Source organism: Acinetobacter sp., assembly GCF_036666595.1.
Classification (GTDB): domain Bacteria; phylum Pseudomonadota; class Gammaproteobacteria; order Pseudomonadales; family Moraxellaceae; genus Acinetobacter.
The window spans coordinates 34991-49396 of the sequence record NZ_JAVWVO010000012.1; the positions used below are offsets into that span (position 1 = coordinate 34991).

Annotated in this window: 12 protein-coding genes; 8 read left to right on the top strand and 4 right to left on the bottom strand. The window is 38.3% G+C overall.

Going from position 1 to position 14406, the window contains the following annotated elements; genetic code table 11:
• Position 1 precedes the first annotated feature (1 nt).
• From icmH to tssH, 4 genes are read right to left on the bottom strand one after another with little or no spacing between them, the layout of a single operon-like run.
• Entirely contained in the window at positions 2 to 799 is a 798-nt protein-coding gene (gene icmH / locus RR876_RS14040; RefSeq protein ID WP_332478307.1) for a type IVB secretion system protein IcmH/DotU, read from the bottom strand.
• 11 nt (positions 800 to 810) lie between these two features.
• Positions 811 to 2175 carry a type VI secretion system baseplate subunit TssK gene (gene tssK, locus RR876_RS14045; RefSeq protein WP_332478306.1) on the bottom strand — a complete coding sequence of 455 codons (1365 nt, stop codon included), beginning with the start codon at positions 2173 to 2175 and terminating at the stop codon, positions 811 to 813.
• Between the two features lie 5 nt (positions 2176 to 2180).
• The gene (gene tssA / locus RR876_RS14050) at positions 2181 to 3311 is read right to left on the bottom strand and encodes a type VI secretion system protein TssA (RefSeq protein ID WP_332478305.1); all 1131 of its coding nucleotides are present in this window, start codon (positions 3309 to 3311) and stop codon (positions 2181 to 2183) included.
• A 23-nt stretch (positions 3312 to 3334) separates the two neighbouring features.
• Positions 3335 to 6007: a type VI secretion system ATPase TssH gene (gene tssH / locus RR876_RS14055; RefSeq protein ID WP_332478304.1), complete on the bottom strand. Its 2673-nt coding sequence runs from the start codon at positions 6005 to 6007 to the stop codon at positions 3335 to 3337.
• Between the two features lie 374 nt (positions 6008 to 6381).
• On the opposite strand from tssH, the gene RR876_RS14060 reads away from it, so the two are divergent.
• From RR876_RS14060 to RR876_RS14095, 8 genes are all read left to right on the top strand, one after another.
• Positions 6382 to 7032 (top strand): hypothetical protein, encoded by a 651-nt coding sequence (locus RR876_RS14060; protein ID WP_332478303.1) that lies wholly within the window; start codon positions 6382 to 6384, stop codon positions 7030 to 7032.
• Positions 7033 to 7072: 40 nt separating this feature from the next.
• The gene (tssB, locus tag RR876_RS14065; protein WP_005399429.1) at positions 7073 to 7576 is read left to right on the top strand and encodes a type VI secretion system contractile sheath small subunit; all 504 of its coding nucleotides are present in this window, start codon (positions 7073 to 7075) and stop codon (positions 7574 to 7576) included.
• On the top strand, positions 7569 to 9050 hold the full coding sequence (gene tssC, locus RR876_RS14070; protein WP_332478302.1) for a type VI secretion system contractile sheath large subunit: 1482 nt from the start codon (positions 7569 to 7571) through the stop codon (positions 9048 to 9050). The genes tssB and tssC overlap by 8 nt, the downstream gene beginning before the upstream one ends.
• 46 nt (positions 9051 to 9096) lie before the next feature.
• Positions 9097 to 9600, top strand: a complete 504-nt coding sequence (locus RR876_RS14075) for a type VI secretion system tube protein Hcp (RefSeq protein ID WP_004693082.1) — start codon at positions 9097 to 9099, stop codon at positions 9598 to 9600.
• 66 nt (positions 9601 to 9666) lie between these two features.
• Positions 9667 to 10143: a type VI secretion system baseplate subunit TssE gene (gene tssE, locus RR876_RS14080; protein WP_010326723.1), complete on the top strand. Its 477-nt coding sequence runs from the start codon at positions 9667 to 9669 to the stop codon at positions 10141 to 10143.
• A 12-nt stretch (positions 10144 to 10155) separates the two neighbouring features.
• Entirely contained in the window at positions 10156 to 11964 is a 1809-nt protein-coding gene (gene tssF, locus RR876_RS14085) for a type VI secretion system baseplate subunit TssF (protein ID WP_332478301.1), read from the top strand.
• Positions 11928 to 12929, top strand: coding sequence for a type VI secretion system baseplate subunit TssG (gene tssG / locus RR876_RS14090; protein WP_332478300.1), 1002 nt, complete (start codon positions 11928 to 11930; stop codon positions 12927 to 12929). Before tssF ends, tssG begins: the two co-directional genes overlap by 37 nt.
• Positions 12922 to 14349 (top strand): hypothetical protein, encoded by a 1428-nt coding sequence (locus tag RR876_RS14095; protein WP_332478299.1) that lies wholly within the window; start codon positions 12922 to 12924, stop codon positions 14347 to 14349. The genes tssG and RR876_RS14095 overlap by 8 nt, the downstream gene beginning before the upstream one ends.
• Positions 14350 to 14406 lie beyond the last annotated feature (57 nt).

Below are 14406 nucleotides of genomic sequence, written 5' to 3' on the forward strand. Positions count from 1 at the left end.
CTTAGGGTAAATGAATAGTGATATGTGCCTGTTCTGTTGGCGTAGAAATGACATTTTCATATGTGGCCAAAGAATTCGTACTTTGCTTAGATAACATATAGCGCAAGCCTGCAAAGGATAAGAGCGCGAATACGATTAGAAAAAGTAAAATCCAGTAAAAAGGAAGCTCACGGTGAATCATGTGCTTAATTTGATCGGGTAGTGATGCAAAAGGAGAAAAGGCTGCCTTTTTCCCTTTCAAATAGTCAATTTCATCGCCTACACGTGCGACCAAATGGTTTAAATTTTCTATAGATTCAATACGATATCTACCATGAAAACCTAATAGCATGCAGTAATGATAAACTTCAAGTGCGGCCAATCGACTATTTCCTTTACGGCGTAGCTCTTCTAAAATTTCAAAAAAACGATAACCCGCAAGTTGCGAGCCAAATAAACTAAGCTGTAAAGGACTGATTAACCAACTATTTTGTAGCTCGAAAAATTGTGCATCTTGCTGAGTCACAATGGTTTCATCTAATAATGCACAGTAAGCATATTTAGCATCTTGAATGTCATCTGATGAAAATTGTAATTTTCGGGCTTGGTTTTCAAAACGGTTGAGTAGGGCAATGATTTTTTCGCGAAATTCAGTCGAACTACTCGGTATATATTTGTTTTTTAATAAAAATACAATATAAAAACCATCATGGAGTAAGTCGACCAAGTTGGTTGTGCTGCTGACTTTGGCGGTCATGGGCTGAGAAATTGAACCAGTTCCAATTTGTCCATCATCAAAAAGTGAAGGGGCATTATTCATGATTCATTTCCTTAGCCATTCATCACAGCAATCAATTCAACAGCAATATCTTGGAAACCTGCCGGAATATAAATACAAATCGACTCGGCATCCAACATGCGTTGGTATAAGTCATTATTTGGTTCAATTTCAAAGTAACTCACACCAGATCGCACTGGAATAGCGGTTGGAACCTGCATTAAATGATGCAAAGGAACTGCAGGAAGTGCGGCGATGACGCGTTGTTCAACATCTACGGTATTGCCCACTTTAAATCGTAACGGAACCAATTGAATCAATTCGTGGCTTTGCATCATGCTGCTAGAAACAGCCAAGTAAAGTCTTGAATCTCGGGTGATTTTATCTGACTCTAAACTACCCAACCAATAGGATGGTCGTGTTTCTTTCAGTTGGATACTGATGTAGCGGTTTGAAATAATCGTATCTAATAACTCACGTAGAATGACATCGAGCTGACTAAAACTTTCTTGTAAATTATGATGTTGATAGCGAGGTAAATGATCAACCTCATGAGCCGTTGAAAAGGTCAGCAATGAGCCTGTTAAACGTAATAATTCAAAAAACAGTCGCTCTGGATGGATATGCGGGTATTGCAATAAATGATTCAACGTCGCGTGTGCTGTGTTGAGTGCATTGACCAACCAAAATGACACAATGTCGCCAGAGCGAAATTCAATCAGCTTTTGCTCATTTTCTCGATTATTGCTTTGAATGGTTTTAATTTTCGCTTTGATGACATTTAAACTGCGTTTCAAACTCGAAATAAGATTTTCAGAAGATTCGATATGCAAAATAGGCGGAATAAAATGACGATCAAATTCAAATTGGCCTGAGCTTTGACGTTTAATTTTCGCTAAAGATAAATACAAAAAGCCATCAAGTTCTTGATTCGGTTCCGCGTTGACGTCTAACAAGCGAAACTCTGCACGGCGACGCAATAAGGTGATATCTGCCGCAGTTGCATCTGTAAATAAATCGTGAGTTGAGGTTAGATAAGAGTGATAGCGACCGAACTGTGCACTATTTTCAGCGCTCACATTTTTCTTATTGGCTTGTACAATCGGCAAGGCTAAATAAACTAGGATTTCGCCACGTAAGTTCAGTTCATCTAATAGCACTGGCTCTGGCAGTAAATCACGTGTCGGCGCTTGATAAATTTCGCCATCTTGCCAAATCATACTAATACTTTCGAGTGCCAAGATATGTGTGTGTAACTGGGTTTCATCAAATTGAATATTTTGAATGCCGTAGGCAAATGGAATCGTGGAACGAATGGTATGATTCAGACGTTGTTCATGATACGCATCTTGTAATTGAAAATGTTGAGGACGTAAAAATAGACCTTCACCCCAAAGTATTTTTTCTGCTTTAAACATTTAGATTACCAATCATTTGATTCATTTGCTTGTTGCACGCCCAGTAGTTCTTGGACGTTATGCAGTGGATTTTCGTTTTTAATGACCTGATTTAACCACTCATGTAGGGGCATCTGACTCCACTTGATGGTTTTCTGTAACATATAACTTACCGGACTATGTGGTTCATTAGCTTGGAAATAATCAGAAATTTCTTGTAATACCCGCATGGCTTGTTCACGGTTTGCCAAGTGATTTTGCGGTTGAACCTGAAAGCCTTTGGATGGATGGACGGTGTTCATGTCAATCTCTTGTTCTTTGTGCTGGGTAAATGAAAGTGCCTGTGTGGTTATTGTTGCGGCAGCAAAAGACTCAGGCGTTTGTGTCGCCATTACAGGCTGAGTAAAAACATCGGTTTTGTAGAGCTTTTTTAAACTGGTGTGGATGTTTTCAAGCTGAGTATCAATCGCAGCAAAGCTTGGTGCGTCTAAGCCCATCAAGGTATCTAGTACACTTTTCAAAATTGACCATTCAGCCAGAATCGCCGAAAAATGTTGATAGTTCTGATATTGAAATGATTTTGATGTGTTGAACAAACTTTGCTCAAATTGTTCTAAAATCTGAGAGCTATTGGCATCATCCGTATAACTTTCGACTTGTTTCAACAAATGGTTTTTTTGTCTCAGTAAGGCTTCATAATCACTGAGTGAAAATGCAGGAACATTCACGATAGCGACTTGTTTAATCAGTGGAATCAAATGATTAATTGAACCTTGTAATAAACCTAGACGTTGATCTAAATCTTCGTCTTCAATTTCTGGATGAAGTTGTGTCCAATACTCATTTAGCGTTCGATGCATAAGCTCTAAGGCTTTTGCGGTGCCTTCGAATCCGTATAAATTTGACCACGCTTCAAGTAACCAGCCCAATAAGCGTAAATCTTTTGATTTTCCCGTGAGAAGGTCGATTGATTTTTGTTCAACGAACTGCCAGTCTGCTTGCTTCGGTTCAGCGACCCAGTCGCCTTGATCGAGTAGTGGATCATCCTGAGTTTTTGCAATTTTGATAGCGTGGAATTCATTGGAAAAAGACAAGTCTTGTCCACATGGTTGATCGCTTGAGATAGGAGACAATAAAGGCTCGATTTCTAAGCTCATAATTTTACACTCTATATATTTTATTAAACTTGATTCGCTTTATTTTTAGCAGGATGTCGTTTCTTTTTAGCCGTGGTTTTTTCAACAGGGTCTAAAATATAAGTAATTTCATCATCTTTGACATCAATCTGAATAACTTTAGGCAAATGATCTGCTGCTAAAGCCATCAATATTTCTGTGGCTAAAGCAGGTAATATGCTGGCATTTAAAATGTGATCAACATTTCGGGCACCGCTATCGACTTCTGTACAGCGACTTAATAACAGTTCTACCAGTTCCTCTGAATATTGAACTTTGGTTTGGTACTGTTTCTCAAGGCGAGAGGTTATTTTTTTGATTTTATGATGGATAATTTGAATCAGTAAATCATCATGCAGTGGGAAATAGGGAACGATACGTATGCGCCCTAAAAAAGCAGGTTTAAATTGTTTATATAAACTTGGTTTTAACTGCTCAGCTAAGCTTTCCGCGGTTGGCCATGTCTCAGTCGGTTGATTCAAACATGCCTGCATAATGGCATTCGAACCCACATTAGAGGTCAAAATAATGGTGGTATTTTTAAAGTCGATGATTCGACCTTCACCATCTTCAAGCGTACCTTTGTCAAAAACTTGATAAAAGAGTTCTTGAACATCGTTGTGCGCTTTTTCAATTTCATCCAGTAAAACCACACTATAAGGATTGCGGCGAACTGCTTCAGTCAACACACCACCTTGACCATATCCCACATATCCAGGCGGAGCGCCTTTTAAAGAAGAAACGGTATGTGCTTCTTGGTATTCAGACATATTAATGGTGATCAAGTGGGATTCTCCACCGTAAAGCTCACTCGCCAGCGCAAGTGCAGTTTCAGTTTTACCGACCCCACTTGGCCCCACCAACATGAACACACCTTGCGGTTTATTGGGATCATCCAATTTTGCTTTAGATGTTTTAATTCCCTGAACCAGTTGATGTAGAGCAGAGTCTTGCCCCATAACACGCTCGGCCAGTTTGCTTTCTAGGCTGAGAATTTGTTTTATTTCATCGTTCACCATATTGCCCACAGGAATACCGGTCCAGTCTGAAATAATTTCATTAATGATTTGTGCATTAACGCGCTCATACACTAAGGGATTCTGGCCTTGTACATTGCTTAATTCTTCACGAAGCAAAGCAATCTCTTTTTGATCGTTGTTATCAGTTGTATCTTGTTGGCGTTGTTTTATCTGTTCAACAAGCGCTCTTTCTTTTTGCCATTGCGTTTGAGTGTGTTCAATTTCACACTCAAGCTGCGCTAGTTTTTGTTTCAAATCGTGCAAGCGCTCATGATGAATCGGTAAATTTTTATGTTCATTTTCTAAAATTTCATATTCAAGTTTGAGATTATGTTGTTGAGCAAGTATCTGATCTAACTTCACAGGTTGTGCATTCTGAGTGAGTGCTACACGCGCTGCGGCTGTATCGAGTACGCTAATGGCTTTATCTGGGAGTTGGCGACCACTAATATAACGATGCGAAGAGTGTACGGCTGTGATGATGGCTTCATCATCAATATTTAAATTAAAATGATTGGCCATGACTGGTAGCATGGCACGTAACATATCGATGGCGACATCTTCGGTTGGTTCTTCAACTTTAACGACTTGGAAACGTCGACTGAGCGCCGCATCTTTTTCAAAATATTGTTTATATTCAGCCCACGTAGTTGCTGCAATGGTACGTAACTCACCACGAGCCAGTGCAGGTTTTAATAGATTGGCAGCATCATTTTGGCCTGCTTGACCTCCTGCACCAATTAAAGTGTGAGCTTCATCAATAAATAAAATTATAGGATGAGTGGCAGACTGAACCTCTTGAATCACTTGTTTCAAGCGATTTTCAAATTCACCTTTTACACTGGCACCTGCTTGTAATAGCCCCATATCAAGCGTATGCAGTTGGACATTCTTTAAAGTATCAGGCACCTGATTGTTCACTATTTTTAATGCCAACCCTTCAACGACAGCTGTTTTTCCTACACCAGGTTCGCCAGTTAAGATGGGGTTGTTTTGGCGTCGACGCATCAGAATATCGAGCATTAAACGTATTTCAAACTCACGACCGATAACAGGGTCGATAAGACCATTTTGTGCCTTTTGGGTCAGGTTAATCGTATATTGATCAAGTGCTGGAGTTTTGTTTTTAACCAGATGTTGCGCAGGTTCACTGCTTTCGATTGGCACGGGTTCCTGTAAAACGTCTTGTTCGATACTGTTTGAGCAAAGGTCTAAAAATTTATGTTTCATTGTATCGATTGGGAACAATTCAAATTGGCTCGAAGCGCGTAATGCCATTTGATGCAAATCTGGTGCTGTTAAAAGTGCTACCAAGATATGACCCGTTCGAATGACAGGATTTTGTTCGGCTGAAGCAAGTAACCACGCTTGCTCTAATAAACGAATAATGGATTGAGCAAATATAGGGGTGCGGGTATTTCCTTTAGGCAATTGGGAAAGACTGAGTTGTAAATCCTTAACTAAAAAATCATGGGAAATTTTATATTTTTCAACTAATAAGTGGAGATCATTTGGTTCTGATTGTTCTAATAATTCAAGAAAAAAATGCTCAATTTCGATTTCATAATTTTGTTGATTAATACAACTATTTGCAGACTTCTCTAGAGCAACACGTGCATGATTAGATAGCTTCTTAATTAATATTTTAAGGTTATTCATATGTAACTCAGTCATGCTTTATAGCAAAGTTTTTACAAGACAAATATGCCAATGGCTATCCGTGTTTTTAGTGTAAATATAAAATTATTTATAAATTAGCATTTTACAAGTCATTATAAATGCTATTTTGCGGGTATTTTATATATATGCCATCAGAATACACAAATGAAATTTAGATAAAAAAGAAGATATATTACAAAAAACAAACATGGTTACTTTTGAGTAACATTTCTTTCCTTGACTTTAGGTGCCATATTTTTGTTAAATCCAAGCGCATTATATAACCAGAAATATTTACCTAGGATGCGTATATTTTAAATCGAAGTTACTGATAATAATTTTAATTTTTTATTCATAAAGATTTGAGGCAAGTTTTGAAAAAATATTATTTAATTTTACCTACATTCGTTTTATTAACGGTGACACCATTTACTTTTGCAGCGGCAGAAGAGGGTATTAGTTTAAAAAATAAGTGTATTAAAGATTACCCATTAGTAAATGGTGAGACTGATCACAATTTACTAAGTTTATATGCACAAATTTGTGATAGTAAAAATAAAAAAAATGATGAGCTAAAAAATAAATTATTGGTTCAAGCTGCAAGCCGCTATCAAGAACTTGGGAAAAGTTATAAAGCACTTCAACTGGTTGAAGAGTTAAATGCGCGAAATATTAATCATACATCATTAACTGATACTCGGTTTTTAGCTGGTGTTTCAATTGCAAATACGGCGTTAAACCATATGCGCCAAGAAGAAATGCGCTATTTATCTGCAGACTTAACTTATCCGCCTGCCAAAGATTTGTCTAATCTCGTTCGAAACTCTTTGCCTGCTCCAGATACGAGTGATGCAAAGGCTGTGGTAATCAAAACACCAAAAAAAACCACGCGTAAAATCGCAAGTTCAACCAAACAAACCACAAAGAAAACAACAGCTCAGGTGGCAAAACCCAAAAAAGTTGAGAAAGTACAATCAACTGAAGTGGCGAGCAAACCGAATACAAATCCCTTCAATTCACTTTAAAAAATTTCATTTTTGAAATAATAAAAAATAGGATTTTCATATGGCTAAACGTGAAAGCGTCCAAAAAAAGTTACAGCGTATTCGACCACCTCGGGTGCAACTGACTTATGATGTTGAAGTCGGCGATGCTAAAGAAATCAAGGAATTACCATTTGTTGTTGGTGTTTTAGGTGATTTCTCGGCGGCATCTGAAATAGAAAAAACCAAGCTAAAAGACAAAAAATTTATTAATGTTGATCTAGAAAACATTGATGAAGTCATGGAGTCTTTAGCGCCACGTGCAGCCTATCAAGTTGAAAATACATTGACTGAAGATGGTGGGCGTATGTCTGTTGATTTGACTTTTAAGTCGATGGAAGATTTTCGTCCTGAAAATGTGGTTCAGCAAGTGGATCCTTTGAGAAAATTGGTGGAGGCTCGTGAACGTTTAACTGATTTGCGCAACAAAATTTCGAATAATGAGCGCTTAGAAGATCTACTTGATCAAGTTCTGCAAAATACAGATCAAGTGCGCAAAATGAGTGTGGAGGCTGAAAATGAATAATTCCCAATCCGCTGCAGTTGTCCAAGATACTACTGAAGAGTTTACGCTATTAGATTCAATTGTTGAGCGCAGTCGAATTGCTCGAAATGAAGAAGAGCATGATCGAGCGAAAAGCTTAATTGGTGAGCTCGCTAAAGAAGTGATGGCGGGGACGATTACTGTTTCAGAAAATATGACTTTATCGATTGATAAACGTATTGCTGAAATCGATGCGCTCATTTCGACGCAGCTCAGTAAAATTATCCATGATGAGCAGTTTCAAAAAATTGAATCTACATGGCGCGGTTTATATTACTTTTGCCAAGAAACACCCTCTAATCCACTGATTAAGATTCGTATGTTAAATACAACGAAGAAAGAATTAATCAAGGATTTTCAAGGCGCAACGGACTTTGATCAAAGTACATTGTTTAAAAAGATCTATGAAGAAGAATATGGCTCATTTGGTGGTGCGCCATATGCCACATTAATTGGCGATTTCGAGTTTGATCGCACACCTTCAGATATGTATTTGCTGGAACAAATTTCACATGTTGCTGCAGCTGCACATGCACCCTTTATTTCTGCAGCAGATGCCAATATCCTTGGGTTGGAATCCTTTACGGATATTGACCGTCCGCGTGAAGTATCTAAAATTTTTGAAACTGCTGAATATGTCCAGTGGCGTTCTTTCCGAGAAAGTGATGATGCACGCTATGTTGCATTAACCATGCCGCGTGTATTGGGCCGCCTGCCTTATCACCCTAAGGAAGGTACAGCAACCGAAGGCTTTAATTTTGTCGAAGAAGTCTCCGGGCAAAATCATGATGAATATTTATGGATGAACGCTGCCTATGCTTTTGGCACGCGTTTAACCAATGCTTTTGATATGCACGGTTGGTGTGCTGCCATTCGTGGTGTTGAAGGCGGTGGCTTAGTTGAAGGGTTACCTGTTCATACCTTTAAAACCAGTGATGGTGAAGTGGTCTTTAAATGTCCAACTGAAATTGCCATCACCGACCGTCGTGAAAAAGAACTCAGTGATCTTGGCTTTATTCCTTTAGTACATTGTAAAAACACGGATTATGCAGCATTTTTTGGTGCGCAATCGACGCAGAAACCTAAAAAGTATAATAGCGATTCTGCTAATGCAAACTCGGCTTTATCTAGCCAAATTCAGTACATTATGGCCGTTTCACGTATTGCACATTATTTAAAAGCCATGATGCGAGACAAAGTCGGAAGCTTCGCTTCGGCTGGAAACATTGAAACATTTTTAAATGAGTGGTTGGCTCAATATATTTTGCTTGATGACGGGGCTTCACAAGAGGCGAAAGCGCAATATCCGCTGCGTGAAGCATCTGTCAAAGTTGTAGAGAACCCAGCACAACCGGGGCACTACAAATCTGTGGTTTTCTTAAGACCACATTTCCAGTTGGATGAGTTGTCAGTATCACTGCGACTTGTTACTGAGTTACCTCAGTCCTCAAACTAATTTGAGTGCCAACACATAATAACTTTAGAATAGGAAAAGATTACAAATGAAAGACATATACGTACAGTTCAGAGGTAAATATAAGGTCGATGGCGAGTCACGTGATACAGAGCACCAAGGCTGGTTAGAGGTGAACTCTTGGTCACACAATATTCGTCAGCCAAAGTCTGCAACATCATCAAGTGTTGGTGGTCATACGGCGGAACGTGTTGAACATTCAGATATGTTGTTTGTTAAAGATTTGGATGCAACCAGTCCAAAACTTTGGGAAGCATGTTCAGCCGGTTATACCTTTGATGAAGTACAAATTGATTTTTATCGCGCAAATGGCGATAAGCGCATCAAATATCTACAAATTAAACTGAAGCATGTTTTAGTTTCAAGTGTTACACCAACAGTCAGTGAGGAAGGTGTTCCGCTTGAAGGATTTGGTTTGAAATATGCTGCTGTGGAATGGACGTATAATCAGCAAGATATTAATGGCACACAAAAAGGTGCTGTGACCAAGAAATGGTCTCTATCAAACAATACTGCATCATACGCTGCATAAAAATAACTGAAAAAATAAAGGCTAACCAACGTTGGCCTTTATTTATGCGAGATGATTTTAAGCAACATGAATCTAGATCAGCTTTATCCCTATGGGTTTAGAAAAACGCTATTTGACCGATTACTACCGACCACTGAACAGGACCGATTGGGGATGTCTCTTCAGGAGCTACGTGAATCCGTCGCGACCGACTTAGAAGATTTATTGAACAGTCGTATGGCCAATTTTAATGATTCTATTGATGCTTTTCCGCTGGTAAAAAAGTCGATTGTTCAGTTTGGAATCATTGATTTTGTTGGATTATCGACTGCGAATCCGACCGATCGCGATAAAATTTGCCAGTCGATTGCAGCGTCTATTACAGCGCATGAGCCGAGACTAAAACAAATCAAAGTCGAAATGTTGCTTGATGGACAGAATATGGGGGCTTTGTGTTTGAGTATTCAAGCCTATTTAAATATTCATCCTTTATATGAACCCGTGATTTTTGATGCTTTGCTCAAACCGACAACACAACAATATGTTATTTCTGCAAGAGCTTAATGGGGCTAATTTGTGATTGAAGAATTATTACCGTACTACGAAAAACAATTACAAGAATTTGGGCAGCAGTCCCGTGAGTTTTCACAAAAATATCCAAAAATCGCTCAGCGTTTATCCTTAAACCAAGAGCAAGTAGATGATCCACATATTGAACGCTTAATTCAGTCCTTTTCTTTAATTGCAGCAAGAATCGATAAGAAACTGGCGGACAGTTACGACATCTTTACCCGGTCTTTGTTTGAGGTGATGTTCCCTCAATACCTCAAACCATTTCCTGCATGTACTGTGGTCAGTTTTGAAGACCTAAATAAGTGTAAACAATTAACTGAAGCTCATCTTATTCCTAAAAATACCGCAATAAAATCACGAAGTTTTAAAGGTGTACAGTGTGAATTTAGCATCACACAAGAGCTAAAGTTATTACCCATTGAGCTGAGTCACCTCAATTTTAAAACCAATCCTAGTGCGCATATGCATTTAAATCAAAATGCAACACTAAGCTTGGGGTTTAATATTTTTAATCAGACGCATCGAATTTTAGAAAAAGAAAATTTGCCTATTTATCTGGATGCGATATCCAATTTTCCACTACAAGTTTTGGATGCGGTGTTCCAGTCGAGTACAGGCTTTTCATTAAAGTTTGGTCATCGCGTCATCGACATCCCAAATCCGTTTAGTATCATGGGTTTTGCTGAAACTGAAAGTCTGTTGCCCTTGGATCAACATACACATCATGCATATCGACTGTTGATGGAATATTTCTGTTTTTCTGAAAAATTTAACTTTCTTAATATGAACTTAGAGTTTTTAAAACATCTAGAAAAAGAGCAAAATCAGTTTGAAATTTTGATTCATCTTAAACTGAATTTAAATGATCAGGTGAATATTCGAAATTATTCTGAGTTGAATGTCGCAAACTTTAAATTATATGTGGTACCAGTTATCAATTTATTTAAAAAACAGGCTGAACCTCAAAAAATTAATCATCAACAACTCGAATATCCTTTAATTACCGATGCTCATCATCCTGAGTTTTATCAAACTTATTCGATTACCAAAATGCAAATGATTCGTGAAAAGTCGAATAAAGATCAAACTACTTTTGACATTTATCCATTCTTTGCGATGAGTCATTATCAAAAGGATGAGACTCAGTTTTTTTATAGTTTGAATTCGGCACAGCTACAAAATAAATATGTTGAAACAGGTTATAGTATTATTTCAAAACATTTATCGCCTGAAACAACCAAATCTGATTTTATCAGTACGCAATTATTATGCTCCAATCGTGATTTACCCCATGAGGCATTGAGCCAAGCCAACAATATATTAAATTTGAATGACAGTAGTCTGGCACGGCGAGCTGTGGTTTTAAAAAGACCGAATAAACCCTATTACTTTGAACAAAATAAAAAAGAGCAATGGCGGATCATTTCGCATTTATCATTAAATACTTTATCTCTCACTAAGGGGGATGCTTTAAGTCATATTCAAGAACTACTTGAACTCTACAATCTGCCTCAGCTTAAAGAAAACCACCTTATTATTAATGCGATTCAGTCGGTTAATTTTGAATTAAAGCAAAAGATGGTGGATGCAAAACCATTCCCACTTTTTATACGAGGGTTGAAAGTAAATCTAGGGATTGATTCGAAAGTGTTCAGAGGACATAGCCTGTATATTTTTAGTCAGTTGCTGTCACATGTTTTTAATCTAAAAGTTCAGATGAACAGTTTTGTCGATGTTGTTATTTCAGATGCTCAATCTCAACAGGAGTTATACCAATGCGTGCAGAACGTTGGTGGCAAGACACTTCTATAGTTGACGTACTGGTTGAACAACCGAACGCTTTTGAGTTTATTCAGGCCACGCGATTACTACGTCATGCGGAAGCTCCCCATGCTCAAAAAGAAGGGGATTGGGCAAAGCAATTTAAGTTTCATAGTTCACTGAATCTCAATTTTCCGAATGCAGAAATTGAGAGTTTGACCCTTGACGAAGAAAAAATTCACTTAACCAACTTAATGATTGGTTTGACTGGGATTCAGGGCACCTTACCGTATAGCTATACCAATAAGATTAAACAAAGTGCGCGTATACAACGAAATGAAACACTTCATTTTTTAGGTTTATTTAATCATAAGCTCACGGCGCAATATGTGGACGCATCTTTAGCTTACCATTTACCGATTCGCTATGAAATTGAGCAAGAAAACCATTACCTCGATATTTTGCATGCACTAAATGGCTATGTGAGTGCGCAGCATGAGCAACAGGATTTAGATGATTATTTTGCTGAATTCGCTGGGCTAATGCAGGGGCAAAATAATACATCACATGCGCTAAAAACTATGCTGAGTTGCGTGTTTAAGCAACCGTTTATAATTAAAGAATTTGTGGAAGAGATATTTCACTTGTCCTCTGAACAAAGAAGCACACTGGGGGGTAATGCTAACCAATTGGGCATCAATACCTTTTGTGGAGAAAGTATCCGTCAAATAGATGGAAAAATTGAAATAGAAGTTGGCCCTGTCCCATATGCCGAATACTTAAAATTTTTACCGGATCAAGCTGAGAGTATAAAACTCAAACGATTACTCGCGAGCTGGCTCAGTCCAACGCTTGGGGTGGATTTAAGAATCATCCTGAGGAAAGACGATATTCAACCAATTCAGCTGAGTTCAACGATGACCATTGGTTTATCACAAGGCGCTTTTTTAATGCCGATGCCGACCGAACACAATCATGAAACCTGTTATACATTGATGGGGATGGGGCATGCTTAAGCTCTTTATTGGTACTTTGAGCAGCTTATTGTTGCTTGTCGCAGGAATCGTCATTTTTTACTGGCGTGACATTCAGTATGACCCAACTGGGGCAGACCTGCTTAATTATTTACTTCTATTTCCACTGATTCTATGCGTAATTTTATGGTCTCCAGTATTTATTTATCATGGCATTAAAGCTCACCAAAAGCGCAAAGAGCAGCAAAAACAAGCGCAAGTAGAACAGCATCAGGATGATGACAACCAACAGGCTGAACCTGTTGAGGTTCAGTGGCTGAACCTGAATATTTATTCATCGTCTGCATATAGTGCCTTTGGGGAAAATGACGAGATTCTTGACGAGATTAAAAAATTTAAAAGCCCAGAGCTCGATACGCAATTACAAAATGCCTATGGCTTACCAATGCTGTCTTATCGCATACATGCACTCGACCATGTCATTACAGATCAGGATGATGATGAGGCAGTTGATCATCCGCGTCATATGCGAATTCAGGCCCTGATCGAGCATCAACTAGAACAACATGCAGAAACATTGTGGCAAATCTCACAGCATTTAAAGCAATCGGCCTTATTTTATGACAGTGAATTGGCCTATGAGTATCGTATGCATCCGGCATGGATTGATCCTACGAGTGAATATGATAGCAATGAACCAGAGGAACAACCTGATGTGCAGCAAGTTGCTAAATTAAACCGTATCAATATACATATGCTGCTGCCTGAATCGATGTTACATGTTTGGAATGAAAAACAAAGCAGTGGCGTCGTACAGGATTATTTAAGTTCACTGGGCGTGATTACGCAGCAAATTCATCTAGAGCACCATTATTTCAGCCAAGAAACAGCCTATAAAGATTGGATGCTGCTATTGGAACAAATTTCTCAGCAGTCAGAGGAAATCACATTCATCCTGAATGTAGATTCTGAAATTGACCAAGAATTGCTCGATGAAAAAACATGGTTAACTGATCATTACTTGCCTGCTGAGTATGCCTCTAGTTGGTGCTTAGCATCATCGTCTTTAGCTCTACTTGAGATCAAACCTTTAAAACAACTCAAGATTGCTCTAAACGAGGCTAATCTAGCCAATCAGTTTGCATCCCCACCGATGAAGCAATTAGAACAATTTAAGGATATTCAGCCTTTTGTACTGATGCTCGATGATATTACAGACATTCAAACCATGAAAAAACTTAACCAAATTTTCGATCGAAGTGGGATTGAATCGCATCACTTCATTCATACCAAACAAAACTTTGGACATACGCAGCATTTGGCCAAAGTATTTGGATTTATGTTGAGTATGCATTTGCCTGATGAACTGATGGCGATGATTTATAGCACCGATCAATTGTCTACACATTGTTTTCTACATGCGTGCGAAGACAGTAATATTTCTGTAGAACCAACCATTTAAATTAAAAAAGAATAAGAGAGCATTGTGAATTCTTTATTTTATAACGTCTTAGGTTAT